The 25,111-nt window shown below is 70.8% G+C and carries 18 protein-coding genes and 1 tRNA gene; 8 read left to right on the top strand and 11 right to left on the bottom strand.

What is annotated here, in order from left to right; all coding sequences use genetic code 11:
• Positions 1–18: 18 nt before the first annotated feature.
• Both RS86_RS11015 and RS86_RS20810 read right to left on the bottom strand, forming a co-directional pair.
• Complete coding sequence (locus RS86_RS11015; RefSeq protein WP_045272271.1) at positions 19–1,587, bottom strand: hypothetical protein; 1,569 nt, start codon at positions 1,585–1,587, stop codon at positions 19–21.
• Positions 1,563–3,338: an ABC transporter ATP-binding protein gene (locus RS86_RS20810; protein ID WP_200892791.1), complete on the bottom strand. Its 1,776-nt coding sequence runs from the start codon at positions 3,336–3,338 to the stop codon at positions 1,563–1,565. The genes RS86_RS11015 and RS86_RS20810 overlap by 25 nt, the downstream gene beginning before the upstream one ends.
• Before the next feature lie 240 nt (positions 3,339–3,578).
• On the opposite strand from RS86_RS20810, the gene RS86_RS11000 reads away from it, so the two are divergent.
• The 5 genes from RS86_RS11000 to RS86_RS10980 all read left to right on the top strand — a co-directional run bounded on the left by RS86_RS11000 (position 3,579) and on the right by RS86_RS10980 (position 8,382).
• Entirely contained in the window at positions 3,579–4,271 is a 693-nt protein-coding gene (locus RS86_RS11000; protein WP_045272270.1) for an NTP transferase domain-containing protein, read from the top strand.
• A gap of 101 nt (positions 4,272–4,372) precedes the next feature.
• Complete coding sequence (locus RS86_RS10995) at positions 4,373–5,362, top strand: hypothetical protein (protein ID WP_045272269.1); 990 nt, start codon at positions 4,373–4,375, stop codon at positions 5,360–5,362.
• Positions 5,363–5,463: 101 nt separating this feature from the next.
• Positions 5,464–5,769, top strand: coding sequence for a hypothetical protein (locus RS86_RS10990; RefSeq protein ID WP_045272268.1), 306 nt, complete (start codon positions 5,464–5,466; stop codon positions 5,767–5,769).
• 65 nt (positions 5,770–5,834) lie between these two features.
• Positions 5,835–7,214: a sugar porter family MFS transporter gene (locus RS86_RS10985; protein WP_045272267.1), complete on the top strand. Its 1,380-nt coding sequence runs from the start codon at positions 5,835–5,837 to the stop codon at positions 7,212–7,214.
• A 130-nt stretch (positions 7,215–7,344) separates the two neighbouring features.
• Positions 7,345–8,382 carry a glycosyltransferase family 2 protein gene (locus RS86_RS10980; protein WP_045272367.1) on the top strand — a complete coding sequence of 346 codons (1,038 nt, stop codon included), beginning with the start codon at positions 7,345–7,347 and terminating at the stop codon, positions 8,380–8,382.
• An 18-nt stretch (positions 8,383–8,400) separates the two neighbouring features.
• Here RS86_RS10980 and RS86_RS10975 read toward each other — a convergent pair whose 3' ends face one another.
• From RS86_RS10975 to RS86_RS10965, 3 genes are all read right to left on the bottom strand, one after another.
• On the bottom strand, positions 8,401–9,855 hold the full coding sequence (locus tag RS86_RS10975) for a CDP-glycerol glycerophosphotransferase family protein (RefSeq protein ID WP_045272266.1): 1,455 nt from the start codon (positions 9,853–9,855) through the stop codon (positions 8,401–8,403).
• A complete protein-coding gene (locus RS86_RS10970) occupies positions 9,852–11,135 on the bottom strand; it encodes a CDP-glycerol glycerophosphotransferase family protein (RefSeq protein WP_045272265.1) in 1,284 nt (427 codons plus the stop codon). The genes RS86_RS10975 and RS86_RS10970 overlap by 4 nt, the downstream gene beginning before the upstream one ends.
• Positions 11,136–11,242: 107 nt before the next feature.
• A complete protein-coding gene (locus tag RS86_RS10965; protein WP_052680209.1) occupies positions 11,243–12,712 on the bottom strand; it encodes a S1C family serine protease in 1,470 nt (489 codons plus the stop codon).
• Positions 12,713–12,810: 98 nt separating this feature from the next.
• Between RS86_RS10965 and RS86_RS10960 the strand changes: the two genes are divergently transcribed.
• On the top strand, positions 12,811–14,019 hold the full coding sequence (locus RS86_RS10960) for an aminotransferase class I/II-fold pyridoxal phosphate-dependent enzyme (protein ID WP_045272264.1): 1,209 nt from the start codon (positions 12,811–12,813) through the stop codon (positions 14,017–14,019).
• A gap of 6 nt (positions 14,020–14,025) precedes the next feature.
• Here RS86_RS10960 and RS86_RS10955 read toward each other — a convergent pair whose 3' ends face one another.
• Positions 14,026–14,829, bottom strand: coding sequence for a carbon-nitrogen hydrolase family protein (locus RS86_RS10955; RefSeq protein WP_045272263.1), 804 nt, complete (start codon positions 14,827–14,829; stop codon positions 14,026–14,028).
• 139 nt (positions 14,830–14,968) lie between these two features.
• Here RS86_RS10955 and RS86_RS10950 point away from each other — a divergent pair, with 139 nt between their 5' ends.
• Positions 14,969–15,757 carry a slipin family protein gene (locus tag RS86_RS10950; protein WP_052680208.1) on the top strand — a complete coding sequence of 263 codons (789 nt, stop codon included), beginning with the start codon at positions 14,969–14,971 and terminating at the stop codon, positions 15,755–15,757.
• Positions 15,758–15,823: 66 nt separating this feature from the next.
• Here RS86_RS10950 and RS86_RS10945 read toward each other — a convergent pair.
• From RS86_RS10945 to RS86_RS10935, 3 genes are all read right to left on the bottom strand, one after another.
• Positions 15,824–15,897 (bottom strand) — tRNA-Met (locus RS86_RS10945).
• A gap of 48 nt (positions 15,898–15,945) precedes the next feature.
• Complete coding sequence (locus RS86_RS10940) at positions 15,946–18,867, bottom strand: UPF0182 family protein (protein WP_045272262.1); 2,922 nt, start codon at positions 18,865–18,867, stop codon at positions 15,946–15,948.
• Between the two features lie 77 nt (positions 18,868–18,944).
• Positions 18,945–20,066, bottom strand: a complete 1,122-nt coding sequence (locus RS86_RS10935) for a S16 family serine protease (protein WP_045272364.1) — start codon at positions 20,064–20,066, stop codon at positions 18,945–18,947.
• A 181-nt stretch (positions 20,067–20,247) separates the two neighbouring features.
• Between RS86_RS10935 and RS86_RS10930 the strand changes: the two genes are divergently transcribed.
• Positions 20,248–21,678, top strand: coding sequence for a zinc-dependent metalloprotease (locus tag RS86_RS10930; RefSeq protein WP_045272261.1), 1,431 nt, complete (start codon positions 20,248–20,250; stop codon positions 21,676–21,678).
• Between the two features lie 755 nt (positions 21,679–22,433).
• Here the strand turns inward: RS86_RS10930 and RS86_RS10920 are convergent.
• Together RS86_RS10920 and nudC are read right to left on the bottom strand one after the other, a co-directional pair.
• Positions 22,434–24,161, bottom strand: a complete 1,728-nt coding sequence (locus RS86_RS10920) for an ATP-dependent helicase (protein ID WP_045272259.1) — start codon at positions 24,159–24,161, stop codon at positions 22,434–22,436.
• Positions 24,158–25,066 (bottom strand): NAD(+) diphosphatase, encoded by a 909-nt coding sequence (gene nudC, locus RS86_RS10915; RefSeq protein ID WP_045272258.1) that lies wholly within the window; start codon positions 25,064–25,066, stop codon positions 24,158–24,160. The genes RS86_RS10920 and nudC overlap by 4 nt, the downstream gene beginning before the upstream one ends.
• Positions 25,067–25,111: the final 45 nt, after the last annotated feature.

The raw sequence follows: 25,111 nt of genomic DNA, 5'->3' as shown, positions 1-25,111 counted from the left end.
CGCGATCGCGCGGATCTCTCACACCGTCTCGACGAACTCCATCAGCTGCGCGCCGCGGCGCTCGAACGTCCGGCCTCCGATCTGGACGCCGAGGAACAGCACCGCGGCCCCGACCAGCAGTCCGGTCCAGAGCACGGGCGCCGTGGAGACCTGGTCATCCGCCAGCGCGGGCCAGGCCAGCAGCAGCGCCGGCAGGCTCAGTACGGCCGCGCCCAGGAGCGTCCCCGCCTGCCCCAGCACACCGCCGCGGGCACGCTGCGGCTGCTGGAACGGGCTGTCGCCCGGGCGCGAGACCGCATAGGGCGCGACCGCGGACAGGATGCTGGACAGGCCGAGACCCGACAGCAGCAGGCTCGCGACCACGCCGATGAACAGCGGGAGCAGGGTCCATCGCCCGATCACCGCGAGTGTGACCGGGATCGCCACGGCGAGGGTCGGCACGGCGATCAGAAGGACGGGGATGAGACGGCCGAGCCGGTCCGGCACTCCCCTCACCCCGCTCGCAACGTGGATCCAGAAGGCGGTCGAGTCGTAGGCGACGTCGTTGTGCGGGAGCCAGCCGAAGAACAGCGCCATCACCGCGACCGGCAGCGCCGCCGCGATCTCGAGCGGCACGCCGGCGACGAGCAGCGGGACGATCGTCAGCACGCCCGCGATCGGGACGATCACGAAGTTCATGATGTAGCGGCGGTCGCGCAGCCAGTAGACGAGACTGCGCGCAGCCACGGCGCCGAAGGCGTTCGACGGCAGCAGAGCGAACCAGCCGAGCCCCGGCCGCTCGCGCACCGCGGTGGGCCGCTCGGTCGTGCTCAGCGCCCGACGCGCGAGCGCCAGCCACCCCGTCGTGACGATGGCCGCAGTCGCCACCGCGACGATCGCCGCGCCCCACACCCCGCCGCCGTGATCGGACAGCGCGAGGAACGGCATCGCAGCGGACGCGCCGAGCGGCGTGAAGCCGAGCACCCCTGCGACGGTGTGCAGAACCGGCGGAACCGCGCCCGCCCAGCCCAGAGAAGCCACGAACACGCACACCGGCACCGCGATGACGATCACGGCGAGTGCGAACAGCGACGTGAGCTCGCGGGAGCGGCGCTCTGGCAGCAGCCGCGCGCTCAGCGCCATCCCGACCCGCGCGGCCAGCACGGCCGTCGCGAGGGTGAGCAGCCCGGAGAGCACCGCGAGGATCCAGGGAACCCCGAACGAGATCGCCACGGTCACCACGGCTGCCTCCACCACGAGCAGCGCCAGGCTCGGCACGCTCACGAAGGCGGCGAGGGTGAGGACCACCGGAAGCCGGCGCTCGTCGACGCCGAAGACCACGAAGCGACGCGGATCCAGCTGGTCGACCGATCCCGCCAGGATCGGCGCCACGAAGAAGCCGAGGACCACGGCGGAGCTGCCGAGCACGATCACCGTGTGCGCGGCCGCCTCGGAGGTCTGCGCGAGGCTGCGGATGGCGACCACCGCCACCGTCGTCGCCGCGGCGGCGAGCAGCAGTGCCACGATGGTCCGCGCGACCCGGCTGCGGTCGCCGCGCAGCGCGCCGAGCGCCAGCATGAGCCTCAGTCGGAGAACGTGTGCAACCACTCGAGCCCCTCCACCTCGGCGCCCGCGCCGGACAGCTCCACGAAGCGCTGCTCGAGGGTCTGCCCCGCCCGCACCTCGTCGACCGTGCCTTCGGCGAGGACCTCGCCGCCGACGATGATCGCGATCCGGGCGCACACCTGCTCGACCAGATCCATGCCGTGGCTGGAGAGGATGACGGTGCCGCCGTGCGCGACGTAGGCGCGCAGGATGTCCAGGATGACTCCCGAGGACACCGGATCCACCGACTCGAACGGCTCGTCCAGCACCAGCACGCGCGGCGAGTGGATCATGGCGCCTGCGAGCATGATCTTCTTGGTCATTCCGGCGGAGTAGTCCGAGACGACGCGGCTGAGCGCGCCGGTGAGATCGAACGCCCTGGCCAGGTCGGCGACGCGCTTCTCGACGACGTCCGAGGGAAGACCCCGCAGCAGCCCGTAGTAGTGCAGCAGCTGACGCCCGGTCAGCCGGTCGAAGGTGCGCAGGCGATCGGGCAGCACGCCGAGCGCCCGCTTCGCGGCAGCCGGATCGGCGGTCTGGTCGATCCCGCTGATCCGCACGGTGCCCTCGTCGGGACGCAGCAGGCCGGCGATGATCGACAGAGTCGTGGTCTTTCCCGCCCCGTTGGGGCCGACGATCCCGTAGAAGGATCCGGCGGGCACCGTCAGGTCGATGCTCCCCACCGCCACGGCGTCGCCGAAGCGCTTGACGAGGCCGCGCACGACGAGCGCCTGCCCGTCGACGTCGGCAGCAGGATCCGGCGCGACCGCGGCGGCATCCTCCACGACATCCTCAATCGCCTCCGCAGGTGCGGTCTCGGCCTCGACCTCTTCGGTCGCGACATCCTCGTTCTCGATGACGGCGACCGTGGACGCGACGGATTCGGCCTCGACGACCTCCGCCGCGACCGGCTCGGCATCCGCGGCTCCGCTCGTGGCGGATCCCGCCGCCCCCGATTCGCTGTCCACAGGAGCATCATGCCCCGTGTCGGCGGGCTGTGGGGAGGGCTTTGCGCCCGAGTCCTCGACCGCTTCGATCGCGGGCTCCGCGACGACGGGCGGGTTCACCACCTCCAGAACGGCAGCCGCGGCCTGCGCGGCCACGGCAGCAGGTGCCGTCCGCGCTCCCCCTGCGGCCTTCGCCCGCGGAGCGCGCTTCGTGGCCGTCGTCTTCGGCGCGGTGCTCTTCGCAGCCGTCGTCTTCTCCGCGGCGGCTTTCGCCGCGGTCGTCTTCGCAGCAGCGGCCGTCGTCTTCGCGGCCGCGGTCTTCGCCGCCGTCGTGCGCGCGGTCCGGGCGGTCGTCGTGCGCTTCGGCGCGGACTCGCTCGCTTCCGGGTCCGTGACGCCCCCCGACGTCTCGGTGCCCGTGGCTGCGGCCTCGCTCTTCGCCGTCGCGGCCGTGCGCTTCGCCGTCGCGGCGGTCTTGGTCGCCCGCGGTGCGCGTGCGGTGCGCGGCGCCGCGGCCTTGACCGCGGCGACCTTGGCAGCGGACTCCTTCGCGTCCTCCGCCGCCGCCTCCGCCTTCGCGGCGCCGGCCTTCTCTGCTGCGGACTTCGCCGCCGCCGTGCGCGCGGCGCTCGTCCTGGCGGCCGTGCGCTTGGCGGCCACGGCGCGCGCCGCGGAGGCCTGGCTCTCGGCCTTCACGCGCGCCGTCTGCGCGGCCGTCGCCCGAGGGCTGGCGGACGCGGGACGACGGGCCTTTGTGGGCGGGGAAGAGTCCTTGGGCGCGCGAGGATCGTTGGGTGCTCCGGTCATGCCCTTCACGGTAGCAACCGACGAGCCCGCGAACCCGGGCGACGACCCGAAGTGACGGGATCCGAAGCATCGAATGTCGCCTATGCCGAACCTGGGAATGAACCGAGCAGTCGATAACGGAATGGCATCGCGCCCATTCTGACCATGATCCGCTCAGGGTCGGTCGATAGCATGATCACCGGCACGAGGAAGTGTCCCATCGGTGACGTAACCGTGAACACAAGTAACAGGAGCATTTCTGTGACTCTTCAGACCATCATTCTCGCTGCCGGGATGGGCTCGCGCCTCGGGCGCTCCCTCCCGAAGCCGCTGACCGAGCTCAACGACGGGCGTTCGATCATGCGGCAGCAGCACGACAACATCCACGCCGCGTTCGGCGACGACGTGCGCATTACGACGATCGTCGGCTACCGCGCCGAGACGATCATCGAGGCGTTCCCCGATGTGAACTACGTGCACAACGAGCGCTACGACGAGACCAACACGTCGAAGAGCCTGCTGCGCGGCCTCGCCGCGACCGGCCGCAAGGGCGTGCTCTGGATGAACGGCGACGTCGTGTTCGACCCGCGCATCCTCGGTCGCGCGATCTCCTTCATCGAGCGCGACCAGTCGTTCGTCACCGTCAACACCGCCAAGGTGAGCGATGAAGAGGTCAAGTACACCGTCGATGCCGAGGGCTACATCAAGGAGCTCTCCAAGACGGTCAAGGGCGGCATCGGCGAAGCCGTCGGCATCAACTACATCTCCTCGCGCGACAAGCAGGCGTTCATGCGCCAGCTGCAGCGCGTGGAGGACCAGGACTACTTCGAGCGCGGCCTCGAGCTCGCGATCGTCGAGAACGGCCTGCTGCTGGAGCCGATGGACATCTCCGACCTGTACGCGGTCGAGGTCGACTTCGCCGAGGACCTGGAGCGGGCGAACCTGTTCGTCTGACCCTCGCCTGCAACACAGAGAGCCCGTGCCGCGCCCGTCGCGTGCACGGGCTCTCTGCGTTGCGGGCGTTCTCGCAGCGCCGCGGACATAGGCTCTGCTCCATGGGGCGAAAAGAAGGCAAGGACGACAAGGCCATCCACCGGATCCACTCCCTGCCCGACGATGCGCCGTGGGCGGGCGGAGTCCCGCCTGCCGGTTCCTCGGAGCACCCGATGCACATCCGCGGTCTCGATCGCGTCCTGGCCGTGCAGCGGCCGCTCGTGCTCGCGCACATCCGCAGCATCCGCCTGCGCCACCCCGACGCCACCCCGGCGCAGGTCATCACCCTGCTCGAACGCCGCTACCTCGCCGCCGTCACGACCGGGGGTGCGGCCGTCGGAGCGACGGCGGTGATCCCGGGGATCGGCACGGGGGTGACGCTCGCCCTGTCCGGCGTCGAGACCGCCGGGTTCGTCGAGACGACGGCTCTGTTCGCCCAGTCGATCGCGGAGGTGCACGGCATCACCGTGACGAATCCCGACCGGGCAAGGGCTCTCGTGATGACCCTCATGCTCGGCAAGGAGGGGGTCGACCTGATCCGCCAGCTCGCGGGTCAGGCCGGCGGCAAGGGGCTGGGCAGATCCGCCTATTGGGGCGAGCTCGTGACGAAGTCGCTGCCGCGTGCCGCAGTCGGGCCGCTGGCCGACCGGCTGAAGAGCATGCTGATCAGGCAGTTCGCCGGCGTGGGCGGCGCGTCCCTCCTGGGCAAGGCGTTGCCGTTCGGCGTCGGCGCCGTGATCGGGGGTGCGGGCAACCACGTGCTCGGCCGACGCGTGCTGACCAGCTCGCGTCGTGCGTTCGGGCTTCCTCCCCAGTCGCTGCCCGCCGAGCTCGAACCGGTGCCGGGCGCGCAGCGCATCGAACGCCGGATCGCGCGCGGTGCGCAGCTGGCCGGAACCGCGGTCGCCGGGGCCGCCGGCAGTGCCGCGCGGGGTGTCGGCGTCGTCGGCCGGAAGGCCGCCGAGGTCGTGCGCCGCAAGCCCGCTCCGATCTCCGCTCCGGAAGGCCCCGGTCCGGAACTGCATCCTTCGCCGCCCGGCGAGCAGCTCTGACCGATCCGCACAATTCCCCGAGCGGGGAAGCTCTGCACAGCCCTCGTCGCCGCGGGGGATCTGTCGCCGCGATCGTCGGCGCCCGCTCCTAGCGTGGGGACATGAACCGCTCCCCCGACCCACCCTCGGCTCGACTCCCCGAGTCGGCGTATCCGGTTCCCTGGGCCGTCGACCGGCGTGACAGGACGCACCCGATGATCACCAACGGCGGCGGAGAGATCCGCTTCGTGCGCGTCTTCGCCCGCGCCTCCTCCGATCCGGGTCGCACTCAGCTCTGGGGACACGTGCGCGGAGGCGACCAGATGGAGGTGTGCCTCTGCGATGCGGATGTCGATGACATCGTGATCACCCTCGCCTGGTTCCGCCCCGAGGACGGGCTGGAGTACGTATGGCGGTTCGTCGTCTGAGCCGCGCGTCCCCGGTGTACGCTCGAATGCCCTCCCTGGGAGACACCTGAAAGAAGGACGGGACCATGAGCTCGGCACTGACCGGCAACGGCCGCACGACCCGCCTGGCGCTCCTCGTCGGCGTCGCCGCCGCGACCGTCGGCATCATCTACGGCTACGACTCGTCGAACATCGGCGGCGCGATGCTGTACCTCGCGAAGGACTTCCACCTCGACGCCGCCGCGCAGTCGTGGGTCACCACCACGGTCGTCGTCGGCGAGATCCTCGGCGCACTGTTCGGCGGGGCGCTCGCGAACAGGATCGGCCGGAAGCCGACGATGGTCGCCGTCGCATCGTGCTTCGCGCTGTTCTCGCTCCTCTCCGGCGTGGCCCCCGCACTGTGGGTGCTCGTGGTCGCGCGGTTCCTGCTCGGCCTGACGATCGGCATCTCGGTGGTCGTCGTGCCGGTGTTCGTGGCCGAGTCGGCCCCCACCCGCTCGCGCGGCGCATTCCTCGTGCTCTACCAGGTCGCCACCGTCTCCGGCATCATCCTCGGCTACCTCGTGGCGATGGCGCTCGCGCCCACCGAGAGCTGGCGCTGGATGCTCGGGCTCGCGGCGATCCCCGGCGTGATCATCACGATCGTGCTGCTCCGGCTGCCCGACACCGCGCGCTGGTACGTCATGAAGGGCCGCACCGCGGAGGCCCGCGCGACTCTGGCCAGGATCGAGGGTCCTGAGGTCGACGTCGATGCGGAGATCGAGACGATCACTGCGGGCTTCGCGTCCGCGCACGCCACGTCCTGGCGGGACCTGCTGCGCAAGCCCTTCCTCCGCGCGACGCTTTTCGTCGTGGGCCTCGGCTTCTTCGTGCAGCTCACCGGCATCAACGCGATCGTGTACTACAGCCCGCGCATCTTCGAGGCCATGGGCTTCACCGACGACATCGTCAAGCTCGGTCTCTCCGCCCTGGTGCAGGTCGCCGGCCTCGTCGCGGTGTTCATCGCACTGCTCGTGATCGACAGGATGGGTCGCCGTCCCGTGCTGCTCATCGGCATCGGCACGATGGTGCTGGCCAACCTGCTGCTCGTCATCGTGTTCGCGATCGGCGGCGGCCACTTCGACGGCGCGCTCACGATCGCCGGATTCATCGGCCTCGTCCTGTTCACCGCCGGCTTCACGTTCGGGTTCGGATCCCTGGTCTGGGTGTACGCCGGCGAGGCGATGCCCGCGCATCTGCGCTCCCTCGGCGCGAGCGTCATGCTGACGAGCGACCTCGTCGCCAACGTCATCGTCGGAGCGTTCTTCCTCACGATGCTGAACGCCCTGGGCGGCGCCGGCACCTTCGCCGTCTTCGGCGTCATCGCGATCATCGCGTTCTTCTTCGTGGCGTGGCTGGCGCCCGAGACCAAGGGCCGTCCGCTCGAGGACATCGGACAGTATTGGAAGAACGGCGGGCGCTGGTAGTCCGGCGCGCCCGGCACGGGCACCCTGGGGGCGCGCAGGTGCGACGTGAAAGGATCGACGGGTGAACCATCGCGAACCGTCCTCCCCCGGCGCGGGCGCCCCGCTGTCCGGCGCGGGCGTGTCCTTCGTGATGCCGGTGCTCAACGAACGCGCGTACCTCGAGCACGCCGTGGCGTCGGCCCTGGCGCAGGACGTGGACGGCCCGACCGAGCTCGTGCTGGCGCTCGGCCCCTCCTCCGACGGCACCACCGCGCTCGCAGAGCGCCTGGCCGCCCGTGAGCCGCGGCTGCGGATCGTGCACAACCCTGCCGCCGACATCCCGGTCGGCCTGAACGCCGCCATCCGGGCGAGCAGGTATCCGACGGTCATCCGCGTGGATGCGCACTCCGAGCTCTCGCCGGGATACGCCGCGCGCGCCCTGGCCACGCTCGAGCGCACCGGAGCGGCGAACGTCGGCGGGGTCATGCGCGCCGACGGGCGCACGCCGTTCCAGGCCGCCGTGGCCCGCGCGTACAACTCCCCGGTCGGACTCGGCGGCGGCAGCTATCACGGCGGGACGAAGGAGGGCAGGGCCGAGTCCGCCTACCTCGGCGTCATGCGGCGCACCGTGCTCGACGAGGTCGGCCTGTTCGACGAGTCGATCCGCCGTGGCGAGGACTGGGAGCTCAACCTCCGGATCCGCCAGGCGGGTCACACCGTGTGGTTCGATCCGCAGCTCGCCGTCACCTACTGGCCGCGTGAGAGCTGGACCCGGCTCTCACGCCAGTTCCGCTCCACCGGCGCCTGGCGCGGCGAACTGGTGCGCCGCTACGGCCGCAGCAACGGCGTCCGCTTCTTCGCCCCGCCCGCGCTGCTCGTGATTCTGGCACTCGCGGTCGTCGTCGGCGTCCTGCAGCTGACCGGGGTGCTCTCCGGTCTCGGCTCCGTGATCGCCTCCGCGGTCTATCTGCCCCTCGTCGCCTACGCGGCGCTGGTCATCGTCATGGCCCTGATTCCCGCTCGCCCCGCGGATCCTCCACGCAGCCCTCGGGAGCGCATGTGGACGCTCGCCGTCCTGCCGACCATGCACCTCTCCTGGGGCCTGGGGTTCCTCATGGGCGTCCTCCGCGGAGCGCACGACACGGTCGACACCTCACGGCTGGGCACGCGGAATACGCCGCTTCCCTGACGCCTCAGCCGGACGGCGTCAGGCGTCCAGCCAGCCGAGGTCCAGGATCCTGTCGACCACGCGCGCCGAAGCCGCGCCGTCGTCGCGACCGTTGAAATGGGCCTGCCACGCGACGTATTTCGGCGCATGCTCGGCGACCGCGGACACATCGGAGAGAGCCGACACCAGCTCCTCCTGGGTGCGCAGCAGCGGGCCCGGCGCGCGGGCCGCGAGGTCGAAGTAGAAGCCGCGCAGCTTGCCCCGGTAGTGCTCGAGGTCGGGAACGAGGAAGTACATCGGCTTGCCCGTGGCGCTGAAGTCGAACATGACGGAGGAGTAGTCGGTCACGAGCGCGTCGGCGACCAGCAGCAGCTCCGCGGTGTCGGGGTAGCCCGTCACGTCGATGACGCGGGATCCGGCCTGGTCCCGCCCTGGTCGGATCGTGCGGGAGTGCCCGCGCACGAGCACGACGGAGCCGGTGTCCGCGGCGAGCGCGTTCGGATCCACGAAGTCGACCATCTCCGACCGGTCATCGCGCCAGGTGGGCGCGTACAGCAGCACCCGCTCGTCCCCGCCGATCCCGAGCGCGGTGCGGATGCGGGCGGCATCCCCCGTCGCGAGCACGTCGTTGCGCGGATAGCCGTCGACCCAGATGGGCTTGCGCAGGAACGCGTACGCCTTGCGGAGCACGCGCTCGGCGTAGGGGTTCTGGGCGAGCAGGACGTCCCAGCGCCGCGACTCGCGCACGACGGCGAGCCAGCGCCGCGGGTGCAGTCCTGGACGATGCAGCGCGAGGCGCTTGAGCGGGGTGCCGTGCCAGGTCTGCAGCACGCGCTGACCCGGCTTGCGGTCGAAGCGGCGGCGCAGCCAGTCGTTCACGATGAGGAGCCGCGCGTCGGCGCGTGCGCGCCACCACTCTGGCGATCCTTCGACGACCGCGACAGCGCCCTCCGGAACCGGGACGGAGAGGTCCACGACGCTCCAGTAGCGGGTGACCTGAGGGGCACGCCGGGCGAGCTCCCGGTCGATCGCGCCCGGGTTGCAGCCGCTGGACTGGCCGTAGAACGACTCGAAGAACACCGCGTTCTCCCGTGCGCCGGGCAGCGCCGCATAGCGGCCCTCCAGGGCGAGCTTCCCCTCGGCGGTCTCGTAGACGGGGTCGACCGGAGGCGCGATCCGCACCGTACGATCCGAGGCGCTGACGCGGAGGCCGGCGAGCAGTACGGTCTCGATCGCGAGCCCGTCTGCCGCGCCGCCGTCCACGGTGAGCGCATACTCCCCGCTCGGCAGGGGCAGCTCGGCACCGCCCCAGCGCGAGGCCCGGAGCGGCAGCACGGCGCTCCACGCCTCTGGCCCGTCCTCGGCGATGCGCGCGGCCGCCACGGCACGGCGACCGGCGAGCTCGACCTCGGCGGGGGCGGATCCCTCCCCCGCGATCAGCAGCGCCTGCTGCTCCTCGTCGACGCGGACGGAGCTGACGCGGGGGGTCGTCATTCGGTTCCCTTCGGAGCGGGGGTGGGAGATGCGGGGATGGTCGCAGCGGCGCCCGTGCGGGCGAGGATCGCGGCGAGCACGCGCGCGGTGTTCCGGCCGTCGCGATGCGCGTGCATGCGCGCGCTGAGTTCTCGGGAGCGCCCGGCACGCCGGTCGAACTCCGCAGTGTCCTCGAGCGACGCCTGCAGCTGCGCGGATGCGGCGGTCCAGTCGGCGGCGGGATCCGGCCCTGAGACCTCGGCGTAGTCGCCGTAGAACCCCCGCGTGCGGGCGTACTCGGCGGGGTCGGGTGCCAGGTAGATCACCGGCATCGCGAGCAGCCCGACGTCGTAGGCCATCGACGAATAGTCGGTGACGAGCACATCGATCGCGGGAAGCACCGGCGTGATGTCCGGCACCACGGCGGATCCGATCGCGCGGACCCGATCCGTCGGGACGGGAGGACGGTATTCCCCCTCGCCGAGAGGATGCGAGCGCACCAGCAGCACGCTGTTGGTCCGCTCGAGGACGTCGAGGATCCGCGCCCATTCGGCGTCGTCCGGAACGGCCGGGTCCGGCGCTCCGTCGCGCCAGGTGGGCGCGTACAGCACCACGCGCGCGCCGTCCGGGAGCGCCCCGACCGCGGCGTCGCGCCGTGCGACCGCCTGAGACCGGCGAGAGGCAGCATCCCCCGCCGACAGCACGTCGACGCGCGGCTCGCCGGTCACGAGGACCTGCTGCACGCCGAGCCCGAACGCCGACTCCAGGCGGCCGCGCGAGCGATCAGAGGCGGCGGGCAACACGTCGATGCGCCGGGTCTGGGCCCGGTAGAGCAGGCCGAGCAGCTTCTGCAGCGGAACGAAGCCGGGCAGGAACGCGCTCTGCACGGTCGCCGGCGAGTCGAGGCCGATGCGCTTGAGCGGGATGCCGTGCCAGAGCTGAACGAGGTAGGCGCCGGAGCTCGCGTAGCGGTTCGCATCGCCGAAGCCGTGCGTGACCACGACCACGCGCGCGCGGGCGGTGGCCCACCAGCCGCGGAGGCCGTTCTTCGGAATGGCGCGGATGCCGAGGGCGGTGGCATCGCGCTGTTCGCGTGCGGATCCAGTCAGCCAGAGCGGGTCCAGCCCCGCGTCGACCGCCGCCTGCCAGAGGGCGAGTGCGCCGTCGCCGATCCCCGCTCCGCAGCCGATCACCCAGCCGCGTCCGCGCGGGACGATCAGGGTGCCCAGACGCCCGAGCAGGTACAGCGGGATCCTCAAGAGCTTGCCGGCGTTGCCCGCACGGAAGGAGAAGGACGCCACCCCGCGAGCCTACCGGTCGGGGGCGCCGGCGAGGAAAGAGGACGCCACCCCGCGACGGCGTCGCGGGGTGGCGTCCTTGTTCTGCTGCAGGGTTCAGGAGCGATGGTTCACTGGGCGAGCGTGCCCAGCGTGACCTTGATGTCCTGCGACTGTCCGTTGCGGTTGATCGTGAGCGTCGCGGAGCTGCCGCCGGCGACCGAGCGCACCTGTGCGGTGAGGTCGCTGGCATCGGTGATCGGGTTGCCGTTGAATCCCGTGACCACGTCGCCGGCCTGGATGCCCGCGCTGGCCGCGGCCCCTCCGCTGGAGACGGAGGCGATGGACGCGCCCACGACCGTGGCGCCCTTCTGGCCGCTCGCGTCCTGCACCGTCGCCCCGAGCAGGCCGTGCGTGGCGTTGCCGTCGGCGATGATGTCGTTCGCGATGCGCTTGGCGATGTTCGACGGGATTGCGAAACCGACGCCGATGTTGCCCGACTGCCCCGACGAGGAGGACGAGGATCCCGCGCTCGCGATCGCGACGTTCACTCCGATGAGCTTGCCGTCGCTGTCGACGAGCGCGCCGCCGGAGTTTCCGGGGTTGATCGCGGCATCGGTCTGGATCACCGAGATCGAGATCGTTGCCGCCGCGCTCTGGGATCCGGATCCGCGACCGGGGATGTCGAACTGGAACGGCTGCTGAGAGCCGTCCTGGTTCGGCGTCTGCTGCTGGTCCCCATTGGAGCCCTGCGACGGAGCGGCGGACGACTGGATCTGGATGCTGCGGTTGAGCGCGCTGACGATACCGGTCGTGACCGAGTTGGCCAGGCCCAGCGGGGCCCCGACCGCGACGGTCATCGACCCGACGTTGAGCTTGGACGAGTCGGCGAACTCCATCGGAGTGAGGCTCGAGCCGTCCTTCACCTGGATGACGGCCATGTCGTAGGTCGCGTCGACCCCGACGACGGTGGCGTCGAGGATGCGGCCGTCCGAGGTGGTCACCCTGATGGTGGGGTTCGAGACTTCGCCGTCCAGGGTCACCACGTGCGCGTTGGTGAGGATGTGGCCTTCCTTGTCGAGCACGATGCCCGATCCGGAGCCGGCCGCACTGGATCCGGAGACCTCGATCGTGACGACCGAGGGCACCGCCTTCGCGGCGATCGCCGTGGCCTCCGACACCGACTCCGGGTTGTTCACCGTGACGGTGCTGGGCCCCGTGCCCGTCTTCGTCGAGGAGGAGTTCGACGAGGTCAGCGCCCCGTAGCCGACGGCACCGCCGACGCCGGCGAGGCCGCCGACGAGTGCTGCGGCGATGATGATCGCGGCGATCTTGCCGCCGCCGACGCCGTTCCTGGTCTTGCGCTCCGGGGCCGGGGCTGCCGTCGCGGCGGCTCCGAACGCGGCACCGGTGTGCACGCCGGGGTTGACGGGCTGGGTCGGGTGCGCCTGGCCCGGGACCGCGTAACCGCCGGTGGGCGGGATCGGAGTCGTGGGGGCGGTGGCGCCATCCGGGGCGGGGACGCCCGAGGCGGCGGGTGTGGACGAGAACGCCGGGGGCACGGAGTGCCCGGCGTCCGGGTGAGGCGTCTGCTCGTTCATGTCTGCTCCTTTGAACCTTGCCCTTACAGACTGACGACCATTTCTGTGTTTTTCTTATGCCGGTTGGGAGATTCCGCTATGGCGTTACCCTGGGCGGCATGGGAATCCTGCCGGGCGCCTGGCGCCGTACGGCGGCCGGTGCCGGGCTGCTCTCCGCAGCCGGAGAGGTCGCCCCTACCATCTTCGCCGAGATCTCCGCCCTTGCGGGCCGCACGGGGGCGATCAACCTCGGGCAGGGCTTCCCCGACGAGGACGGCCCGACCGAGGTGCTCGAAGCCGCCCGTGCCGCGATCCTCGCCGGTGCCAACCAGTATCCGCCGGGGCGCGGGGTGCCCGACCTGTTGCGGGCGATCTCCGAGCATCAGCGCCGCTTCTACGGGCTCGACGTGGACCCCGACCGCGAGATCGTGGTGACCGCGGGAGCGACCGAGGCCATCGCGGCGGCCCTCCTCGCGCTCGTGGACGGCCCAGAGGACGAGATCGTGGTGTTCGAGCCGTACTACGACTCCTATGCGGCGATCGCCGCGCTCAGCGGCGCCACGCTGCGCACGGTGCCTCTGCGGCTGCCCGACTTCCAGCCGGATCCGGAGGAGCTCGCCGCGGCCGTCACCGACCGCTGCCGGGTGATCCTCGTGAACGATCCGCACAACCCCACCGGCGCGGTGCTGAGCGACGGGATCCGTGCCGAGATCGTACGGCTGGCGCACCAGCACGACGCGATCATCGTCACCGACGAGGTGTACGAGCACCTGTCCTTCACGGCGCCGCATGCGCCGATCGCGACCCTGCCCGGCGCCGCAGAGCGCACCCTCACGATCTCCTCGGCGGGCAAGACGTTCTCGGTGACGGGGTGGAAGATCGGGTGGATCCACGGTCCGGCCGAACTCATCACCGCGGTGCTCAGCGTCAAGCAGTTCCTCACCTACGTCAACGGCGGGCCGTTCCAGCCCGCCGTCGCCGTGGGTCTGCGTCTTCCGGACGCGTTCTTCACGGATGCGGCCGAGCGCCTGCGCGCGAAGCACGACCAGCTCGCGGCGGGCCTCGATGCAGCGGGCTTCGAGGTGCACCGCCCGGACGGCGGCTACTTCACGGTCGCGGACGCCTCGCCCCTCGGCGGAGCGGATGCCGACGCGTTCTGCCGGTCGCTTCCGGAGCGGATCGGCGTCGCCGCGATCCCGCTCACGGCGTTCGTGCGTCCAGAGCACCGCGACGCGTACCGCGGCCTGGTGCGCTTCGCCGCGTGCAAGCGCCCCGACGTGATCGCCGAGGCCGCCGAGCGCCTGGCCGGCCTGCGTGCAGGAGTGTGAGCGAGGTCAGCGCGGCACGACGCGGTAGCGGCGCAGCCGCAGCACGGGGTTGACCTCGCGCACCCGGGCGACGGTCGCGGCGTCGAGCTCGGCGACCGCGATCCCCTCCCCCGTGCCGACGCCGGCGATCACGACGCCCTGCGGGTCGATCACGGCCGAGTGCCCCACACCGACCGGGGCCGGGTGGTCCGCCGCGACCACGTAGGCGGTGCTCTCGATCGCGCGCGCCGCGAGCAGGGTGGTCCAGTGATGCTCTTTGAGCGGGCCGCGCACCCACTCCGCGGGCACGACGAGCGCCTCAGCCCCCGCGTCGACGAGAGTGCGCGCGACCTCGGGGAAGCGCAGGTCGTAACAGGTCATCAGTCCGAAGGTGAGGCCGTCCACGGCGAAGGTCGCCGCGGCGCCGACGTCTCCCGCCTCGATCCAGCGGGACTCCGACTGGCCGAACGCGTCGTACAGGTGCTGCTTGCGGTAGACGGCGAGCAGGCCCGTCCCGTCCACGGCGACGAGGGCGTTGCGGATCCGACCGGCGTCCGCGCGCTCGACCAGTCCCGCGACGATCACCACCCCGTGCCGAACCGCGAGCTGCCGCAGCCGCACGGTGAAGGCGTCATCCAGCTCCTCCGCATTCGCGGCGAGGGTCTCGTCCATCGGGTCGACGAAGTAGCTGGAGTACTCCGGCAGCACAACGAGCCGCGCACCGCGCTCCGCGGCTCGGGCGACGAGGTCGGCGATCAGCTCCCGGTTCGTCGCGCGGTCATCGACGGGCGCGAACTGGCACACGGCGACGGACACGGTTGCGGTGGTCATTGCTCCATCATCCCGCACCCTGTCGCGTCGGCGATCGGCGCGCACGGATCCTCCGGATCCCGCGATACGACCGGCCGACCGGAGGACAATGGAAGCACTGGCCCGCGGCACGTCACCGGAGCCGGAGGAGGCGGTTCCCATGATCCCGCTCATCACCCTGATCGTCGTGGTGCTCCTCGCGATCATCCTGTTCTTCATGTCCGCGCGGATCGTGCGGCAGTACGAGCGCGGCGTGGTGCTGCGCTTCGGACGGCTGCACAACGTGCGCGAGCCGGGGATCCGGTTCATCTTCCCGATCGTCGATGTCCTCATCCCGGTCTCGCTGCGCATCGTGACGATGCCGATCCAGTCGCAGGGCATCATCACGAAGGACAACGTCACCGTCGGCGTCTCCGCGGTCGCCTACTACCGGATCCAGGAGCCGGTGAAGTCGGTGATCGCGATCGAGAACGTCCGTGCCGCGATCGACCAGATCGCGCAGACCACGCTGCGGCGGGTCGTCGGACAGCACCATCTCGACGAGATCCTCTCCGACACCGCCGCGCTGAACGCGAACATCCGCGAGATCCTCGATGTCACGACGGTCGAGTGGGGTGTCGAAGTGACGCTCGTCGAGCTCAAGGACATCCTGCTGCCCGATTCGATGAAGCGCGCGATGGCGAAGCAGGCCGAGGCGGAGCGCGAGAAGAGGGCCAAGATCATCGCCGCAGAGGGCGAGGCGCTCGCCGCCGCCCAGCTGGGCACGGCGTCGGACACGATGATGTCGCACCCGCTCGCGCTCCAGCTGCGCACCCTGCAGACGCTGGTCGAGATCGGCGTCGACAAGAACACGCTCGTGATCGCGCCTGCGCCGCTCGTGAACTCGATCGGCGACGTGATGAACATGATCGACCGGGAGGCCGCCGTCGCGCAGATGCGCGCGCACTGAGGGCAAGCGAAAGGCCCCTGACTTGGATTTCTCCAGGTCAGGGGCCTTTCTTGTGTCGCATTCTCGTTGCGGGGACAGGATTTGAACCTGCGACCTCCGGGTTATGAGCCCGGCGAGCTACCGAACTGCTCCACCCCGCGGCACAAGAGATAGCCTAACACGGGATTTCGCACGGCGCGAATCGAGCGCTACTTCGTGGTGCTGCTGCCGCTCCCCTCGAGAGCGAGCAGGCGGTTCACCGCGTCGGTGAGCTTCTGGTCCTGCGCGGCGAACTCCGTCAGGTTGCCGGCCTTCAGCGCAGCGTCACGGGCGAGCATGGCCGCCTTGGCGTCGGCCAGAGCCGCCTGGAACGCGGCGTCGCCCGAGGGCGGCGTGGTCCCGGTGCCCGTCCCGGTGCCGGGAGTCGGCGTCGGGTTCGGCGTGGGCGTGATGTTGTTGTCGCCGCCCGCAGCGCCGGAGTCGCCGCCGAACAACTGGTCCAGCGCCTCGGTCAGCGTGTCGGCGAACGCGATCTTGTCACCGAAGGCGACGAGGATCTTCTGGAGACGCGGCACCTGGGTACCACCCGACGACTGCACGAACACGGGCTGCACGTACAGGAATCCGCCGCCGACGGGCAGAGTCAAGAGGTTTCCGTGGGTCACCTTCGACTGGCCCTGCTTGAGCAGGTTGAGCTGCTGGCCGACCGTCGGATCCGAGTCGAACGAGTTCTGCACCTGACCAGGGCCAGGCACCGTGGTGTCGGCATCGATCTCCAGCATCCGCAGTTTGCCGTACGAGTCGGACTTCTTGCCTGCGGTGGAGCCGGCGTCGGCGTCGACGGAGAGGTAGCCCATCAGCACGTTCCTGCTGTTCGCCCCCTGCGAGGCCGGGATGAAGGTCGTGTACATGGAGAACTGGGATTGGTTCTGTCCCGGCACCTTCATGGTCAGGTAGTACGGCGGCTGCAGCTCGGGGTTGGCCGAATCGCTCTGCGGGTCGTTCGGAGTCTCCCAGAGGTTGTCCTGCCGCGCGAACGAGGCCGCGTCGGTCACGTGATACGTGCCGAGCATCGCGCGCTGCACCTTGAACAGATCGGTCGGATAGCGCACGTGGCTCATGAGCTGCCCCGACATGTCGCTGATCGACTTCAGGGTCCCCGGGTAGATCTTCTGCCACGTCTTCAGCACCGGGTCGGTCGGATCCCAGGCGTACAGGGTGACCTTGCCGTCGTACGCGTCGACGGTGGCCTTGACCGAGTTGCGGATGTAGTTGATGTCGTCCGTCACGAAGCCGGGCTGCGTGTTCACGGAGTCGCTGATCGCCTTGGGCAGGTTGGCCGTGGTCGAGTACGGGTAGCTCGAGCTCGTGGTGTAGCCGTCCACGATCCACACGATCCGCCCGTCCACGATGCTCGGGTACGGGTCGCTGTCCAGCGTCAGGTACGGTGCAGCCTTCTGCACGCGGGTCGCCGGATCCCGGTCGTAGAGGATCTGCGAGTCCGCGTTGACGCTGTCCGAGAAGAGGATCTGCTCGGACTGGAACTTCAGCGCGTAGAGCAGCTTCGTGAAGAAGTTGCCGACGCGCGGTCCGCCGTCGCCCGTGAAGGTCGTCTTGGTCTGGTTCTCGCTCGAGTCCTGTCCGCGCGGATAGTCGATCTCGACGGGCGAGGTGCCCTTCGGCGCGCCCACGATCGAGTACGCCGGGGAGTTCTCGCCGAAGTACACCCGCGGTTCGAACTTCGCGCTGCTGGTCAGCGTGCCGGAGGTCGGGATCCCCCGCTCCAGGAAGACGGGTTCGCCGTCATCGGTGCGCTGGTTGCCCGCCGCGGCGACGAGCCCGTAGCCATGCGTGTAGACCAGCGTGCTGTTGTTCCAGGTGGGGCTGGGGATCCGGCTCGTATCGATCTCGCGCACCGCGACCACGGCGTCCTGGGTCTTGCCGTTGAGCGTGTAGCGGTCCACATCGAGCTTCGACGGGAACTTGTAGTAGCTGCGGTACTGCTCGAGCTGCTGGAACGTCGGGCCGATCACGTTCGGATCCATGATGCGGATCGACGCCGTGGTGTCGGCGTCGCTGCGCAGCTGCCCGGTCTCGGCCGTGGTCTGCGCCTTGAACGGCGTGGTGTCGACTCCGTCGATGCCGTAGGCGGCCTTCGTCGCCTTGAGGTTGCGCTCGTAGTACTGCGCCTGCAGCTGGTTCTGGTTCGGCTTCACCTGGAAGGTGGTCACCGCCCACGGATAGGCGATGCCCAGTACGAGAGCCGCGACGATGAGCAGTGCGGTCGCCGCCAGCGGGAAGCGCCAGTGCCCGATCACGGCCGTGACGAAGAACAGCACGGCCACGAGCGCGGCGATGATCGCGAGGATCGACAGGCCGGGGATCACGGCGTTCACTCCGGTGAAGGCGGCGCCCGTGATCTTGTCCTCGGCGGTGGTGAGGGTCTTGTACCGGTCGACCCACAGACTCACGGCCTGCGTGAGCAGGTAGATGCCGGCGATCACGGCCAGCTGCACCCGTGCCGCCTTGGAGATCCGCAGCTCGCCCTGACCGATCCGCACCGAGCCGTACAGGTAGAGCACGAGGGCCGACACGAGAAGGCACAGGATCAGCACCGCGGAGATGAAGCCGAGGAGCGCCTCGTAGAAGGGCAGGTCGAACAGGTAGAAGCCGGTGTCCAGGTGGAACTGCGGGTCTGTCTGGCCGGTCGCGGTGCCGTTGGCCCACTGCCACACGGTCTCCCACTGCCCGGCGGCGGCGAATCCGGAGAAGAGGCCGAAGAAGACCGGCATCCCCCACATCGCCAAGCGGCGCAGCGGCTCCACGACCTCCTGGTACCGGTCCAGCTGCGAGCTCAGCCGCACGTAGACGGGTCGCATCCGGTACGCGAGCTGGATGGCGATGAACATCGGCACCGCCATGCCGAGGAACCCGATGACGAACATGGTGGCCGTCGCGATCCACCGGGTGGTGAGCACCTGCGCGAAGTTCAGCTGGTCGTACCAGAGGAAATCGGTGAACATGGACGCGAACACGAAGAACGCGGCGATGAGCACGGCGAGGATCACCACCGTCGCGAGGACGATGCGTCGGGCAGTACGGGGCGCGGCCGGTGCAGGTGAGGTGGTCACCGTCCCATCCTAGGTCGGCCCCTTCGCGGGATCCTGAGCCGGGCGGTTCCCGGCTTCGCCCTTCGCGAACGCGCGCGCTACTTCTTGACGTCCGCGGCGGTGCAGGTGGGCAGCGCCGCGACGTCTCCCCCGTCGGCGATGACCTTCAACGCGTCCAGCGACTGCTTCAGGGTGTCGGTGCGCACCACCGTGAGCCCGGACGGGACGTGCCCGTAGACCTCATCGCAGTTGGACCCGGGGGCGAGGAAGTAGGCCGCGCCCGCCGCGCGCGCGCCGTAGAGCTTCTGCCGGATGCCGCCGATCGGGCCGACGGTGCCGTCGCCGGTGATGGTGCCGGTGCCGGCGACCTGCTTGCCGCCGTTGAGCGCTCCCGGCGTGAGCGTGTCGATGATGCCGAGCGCGAACATCATGCCGGCGCTCGGACCGCCCACGTTGTCCAGCTGCAGCTTCACGTCGATCGGGAAGTGGTACTTCTGCTGCAGTGTGATGCCGAGCAGCCACCGGCTGGTCCCGCTCTCGGTCTGCTCCTTCGGGGTGACCGAGACCTCCTGCTGCGCGCCGTCGCGCTCGATCAGGAGGGTGACCGGCGCTCCTGCCGACTGCTGGATCTCGGCGCGCATCGCGTCCGTGTCCGCCGGATTCGCCCCGTTCACCGCGATCACGGTGTCACCGGCCTTGAGGATCCCGTGCGCGGCCCCGTCGTCGGTCACCGAGGCCACCTGGATCGTGACCGGCACGTCGTGGCCGAGCTCGCGCAGCGCGGCCGCGGTGGCCTCCTGCTGCGAGTCGACCATCATCAGCTGGTTGGCCTGGTCGCGCTGCGTGGAGGTGACGCCCTGGGGGAACACGGCGTCCACCGGAACGACGGCCTTGGACGGTTCGAACCACGCCAGCACGAGCTGCATCCACGACGGCGGGTTCTCCCGGTTGCCCACGACCTGCACGGTCGTGAGATCCAGCGCTCCCTTGGTCGGATGCGTCTCCGCGCCGGTGACCGAGATCAGCGGAACGCCCTTGCCCTTCGCGTCCTTGACCTCGCCGAGCGTGTTGAAGACAGGGCCCGGCTGCTCGATCACGTACGGCAGCGGAAGGAACGTCAGCACCAGCAGGGCGGCGAGCGACGCGATGAACGCGATCAGCCCGATCCTGGTCCGGCGGGAGGCGCGCCGCGCGGCCTTGGTCGCGATCGCATCGGGCACTTCGTGCCCGGTCTGCTCGGGGCCGCTCGACGCGGGACTGATCGTCACAGGGCCTCCAGGCCGGGGTGTCGGATGCTCGTTCGCGAGCGGCGTACAGCGGAGCGGTCCGTTCCCGGCGCATCCTGTGGTGGTGCAACTAGCGTAGTCAGCACGGGCTATACACGTGCTGAGAGGGCTTCCGATGGCTGAGAACGACCCGAACTCCGACGACTTCCTGCAGTTCCTCCGCCGCATGCTCGGCGGATCCGCGGAGGACTTCGACCTGAGTGCCCTGCAGGGCATGGAGGGCCTGAACCTCGACCCCGCGATGATGCAGCAGATGATGCAGCAGATGCAGAACGCCATGAGCGGCGACCCCTGGGAGACCACGCTCAAGCAGGCGCTGCACATCGCCAACCGCGACGGCCTCGGCATCGACACGGGCTCCCGCTCCTCGATCGCGGACGCCTTCGCGCTCGCGGATCTCTGGGTGGGCGAGGTGACGACGATCTCCGAGCTCGGCTCGGCGCCGCGGGCGCTCACGCGCGGCGAGTGGGTCGAGCAGACCCTTCCGATCTGGAAGGAGGTCGCTGCTCCCGTGTCCACGAGCATCGCGGACGCGCTGATGAGCGCCCTCGAGGGGCAGACCCCCGAAGACATGCAGGGCATGGTGCAGGGCGCGGGACGCCTCATGCGCGGAATCGGCAGCTCGGTGTTCGCGATGCAGTTCGGGCAGGTGCTGGGCAATCTCTCCCTCGAGGTCGTCTCCGGCGGCGATGTCGGGATCCCCGTGCTGCCGGCGGGCACCGCCGCCGTCATCCCGCAGAACCTGGCCGCATTCGGCGAAGGCCTGGAGATCCCGGAGGACCAGATCGCGCTGTACCTGGCCGCCCGCGAGATCGCGTACGCGCGGCTGTACCGGCACGCGCGCTGGCTGCACCTGCACGTGATGACCCAGATCACCGAGTTCGCGAAGGGCGTGACGGTCGACGTCGACAAGCTCGAGGACGTCGCGGGCCGGCTGGATCCGTCCAACCCCGAGGAGCTCCGCGAGGCGATCGAGGGCGGGGCGCTGCTGCCTGAGCTGTCGGACGCGCAGCGCGAGGCGCTGGAGCGGCTGGAGAACCTGATCGCGACGATCGACGGATGGGTCGACGTGGTCACGACGCAGGCCACCTCGCGGCTGCCGGACAGCGTGCGGATCGCGGAGGCGGCGCGCCGTCGCCGCGCGGCGGGTGGGCCGGCCGAGGACGCTCTGGGCGCTCTGGTCGGATTGAAGATCCGTCCGCGGCGGCTGCGCGAGGCCGCCGCGATGTGGCGCGCCGTCACCGACGCGGTCGGTGTGGAGGCCCGCGACGCCCTCTGGGACTACCCGGACCTGATGCCGGATGCCTCGGACATCGACGATCCGGCCGCACTCGTCGCGCGGCTGCAGGCACGTGCCCGCGGCGAGCAGCCCGCGCCGGACGAGATGGACGAGGCGCTCGAGCGGCTGCTCAGCGGCGAGGACTTCGGCGGGCCGGCGGACGCGGACGACCATGCGGAAGACGGCCCCGCCGAGGGCGGTCCCGACGACGCGGATTCGGGCGACGCCGGCGGATCGGGTGACGGGTCCGGCGAGAAGCCGGTCTGAGCGAGTTCTCCACCGTTTTCGCATCCTGCTCCCGAGCGGGGCGCGGATCCGGTCATGATCGGGCATGCCCACGATCCGACTCGACCCCGCGCACCCCGTGCTGTGGCGCGACGCCGACACCGTGCAGCTCGGAGCCGACCCTGTGCTGACGCTGCCCGTCGGGGCGCCCTGGATCCCTCGCATGCTCCACGAACTCGCACGAGGGATCCCCGCTCGCACCTTCGAAGTGGTCGCGCACGGGATCGGCGCCCCGCTGCCCGCCGCCCGCCGGCTGCGCGCTCAGCTCGCTCCCGTGCTCGTCGAGGTGCTCCCCCGGCACTCGGCGCGCCTGGTGCCGTCGCCCGTCGTCGGTGCCCGCACGCTGCTCCGGCTCGAGGAGGCGCTCGCCGATCACGGTGTCGACGTCGTGGTCGGCTACGATGCGGTCGCGGTGCTCGTCCGGCACGGGGCCGTGCCCGCGCGGGACGCCACGACCCTGCTGTCCGCGGACAGGGCGCACCTGCCCGTGGCCTTCGACGCGGGCGGATCGACCGTCGGCCCCCTGGTGACGCCGGGGCGCACACCGTGCCTGTCCTGCCGTGACTCCCACGATCGCGACCGCGACCCGGCGTGGGCGGCACTGCACGTGCAGCTGCTCGAGCGGGATCCCGGCCGCATCCCGCTGGGCGGGATCGCGGCCGCCGCGCAGGCGATCGCTGAGCTGCTCGCGGCACGACGCGAGGCGGTGCGAGACGGATCGGGCCGGATGATCCGGATCAGCTCTGAGGGGCGACGATCATCGCGGACGGCCGGATTTCACTCAGACTGCCTCTGCCGATCTCCGCAAGGAAGCGCGACGGACGTCGTCCTGCACGATCGACGTCTCTGGACCACGACATCGTCAGCGTTGTCGCGGCCCGCGTGACGCCGACATAGGCCAGCCGCCGCTCCTCGTCGATCTGCTCGAAGCCGGTCGCATACGAGATCGGCAGCAGGCCCTCCGAACAGCCGATGAGGTAGACGTGCGGCCACTCCAGGCCCTTCGCGGCGTGCAGCGTCGACAGGGTCACGGTCCGCAGCACGGGCTCGTGCTGATCCTTGGCGCGCGCGAAGAGGTCGTCGGCGAAGGCGCGCATGGTCGTGCCCGTTGGCGCGTCCTCGGCGAGGCGCAGCACCGCGCGACGAGCCTCCCAGGCGTCGCGCAGCGCGCCCCCAGCCTCGGGCGGATCGTCCGTGTAGCCGAGCCCGCGCAGCACGTCGCGCACGGCGCCGAGGAAGGAGTGCTGCTGCGGGGCGACGGCGGAGGCGCGCAGCGCCTGCACGGCCTGGCGCACCTCCGGCAGGTCGAAGAAGCGCTTGCCGCCCAGCACCGTGGCGGCGACCCCGGCCCCGGCGAGCGCCTGCAGCACGGCCGCCGATTGCGAATGGGCGCGGTAGAGCACCGCGATCTCCTCGGGCGGCACGCCGGCGGAGATGCGCGCGGCGATCGCCGCGGCGACTCCTCTGGCCTCCTCCGCGTCGTCGTCGAATGCCACCACGACCGGATCCGGCACGGCGACGGCGGGCGGCTCCGCGACGGCCGCAGCAGCGGCGGGCACGAGTTCGAGCGCGCCGGGACGGCCCTTCATGAGCGCGTTCGCGACCCCCAGCACGCCCGCGGCCGAGCGGTAGTTGGTCTCGAGCCGCACGACGGTCGCATCCGCATGGCGGCGCTCGAAGTCGAGCAGGTAGTGCTGGTCGGCGCCGGCGAAGGAGTAGATGGTCTGCGAGGCGTCCCCGACCACGCACAGGTCTCCGCGCTCACCGAGCCACAGCTCGAGCAGGCGGTGCTGCAGGGGCGAGACGTCCTGGAACTCGTCGACGGTGAAGTGCCGGTACTGCTCGTGCACGGCGGCGGCGACCCTGGGCTCCGCCTCGAGCATGCCCGCGCACGCGAGCAGCACGTCCTCGAAGTCGAGCTGATGCCGGTCGTCCTTCAGCGTCTCGTAGGCGCCGGAGAGCTCGGCCACCTGCCCGGCATCCAGACGCCCGATCGACCGCCCTCGTCGGGCCGCCTCCTCGATCGACATCATGGATACCTTGCGCCACTCGATCGCCGAGGCCAGGTCGCGCAGCGTCGCCGTGTCGGGCCGGAGGCGCAGCATATCCGCGGCCTGGGCGAGCAGCCGCACCTTGTTGTCCACGATCGCAGGAGCCGGGGATCCGGCCAGCTGCGGCCAGAAGAAACCGAGCTGGGAGAGGGCGGCGGCGTGGAAGGTGCGCGCCGCGACGCCCTGCACGCCGAGCGCACGCAGGCGTCCGCGCAGCTCCCCCGCGGCCTTCGCGGTGAACGTCACGGCCATGACACGTGAGGGCGTGTACGCGCCGGTCTCCACGCCGTGCGCGATCCGGTGCGTGATCACGCGGGTCTTGCCGGTGCCGGCGCCGGCCAGCACCGCCACCGGTCCGCGCAGCACGGACGCGGCTTCACGCTGGCGTTCGTCGAGGCCGTCGAGCGCGCTCACCGTCGATACCAGTCGACGATGAGGCGGTGCGCGATGGAGGCCTCGCCCGGGAGACCGACGGGGCCGTTCCCGGCGAGAGCGGATCCGATCTCGGCGCGGGTGAGCCAGCGCACGTCGATGATCTCCTCGCCGTCGCCGTGCACCTCGTCCTCGTCCAGGGCGGTGGCGTGGAAGCCGACCATGAGCGAGCGCGGGAACGGCCACGGCTGCGAGGAGAAGTACTCCAGGGCGCGCAGGCGCACCCCAGCCTCCTCGAACAGCTCGCGGTGCACCGTGGTCTCCAGCGACTCCCCCGCCTCGACGAATCCGGCGAAGCAGGAGTAGAAACGCCCCTTCCACTGCGCGTTGGCTCCGAGCAGCAGGCGTTCGCCGTCGACGCTCTGCACGGCCACGATCACGGCGGGGTCGGTACGCGGGAAATGCTCGCGCCCGCAGGATCCGCAGTGCCGGGACCAGCCGCTCTGCCGCAGCTCGGCCGGGTTCCCGCATGCGGGGCAGAAGGCCGCGTCCCGCAACCAGCCCGCCAGGGCGATCGCGGCGACGACCAGCTCGGCATCGGCTGCGTCGACCACGGGAAGCGCCTCGCGCAGGTCGCTCCAGCGCGGCGCCCAGGATCCGTCCGCATCCGTGTCGTCCTCGGGATCCTGCAGCGCGAGGAGCAGACCGGTGCCGTCCGGACGGCGTCCGAGGAGCGCCCACTCACGGGTGCGGGCGAGCACCGGGTCCCCCGCGTGCAGGACGATCAGGCCGTCGCCCAGGGGCACGCGGCGCTCGCGCACGACGAGCACTCCGGTGCGGGCGTCGGCGCGGAGCCGGTCGATCGTCTGGGGATCGACGCGCCATTCCGCGGCCCTGTCGAGGACGGTGGCTTCGTCGGCGTTCGGTTCGGGGATGGTCTCCGGCACGGTCTCGACTCCCCTTCTCACAGGCGTGGCGGGCCCTGTGCGGAC

This window comes from Microbacterium azadirachtae, from assembly GCF_000956505.1.
Taxonomy (GTDB): domain Bacteria; phylum Actinomycetota; class Actinomycetes; order Actinomycetales; family Microbacteriaceae; genus Microbacterium; species Microbacterium azadirachtae_A.
The sequence above is the reverse complement of the archived record's forward strand: the minus strand, read 5'-3'. Positions and strand labels throughout refer to the sequence as shown.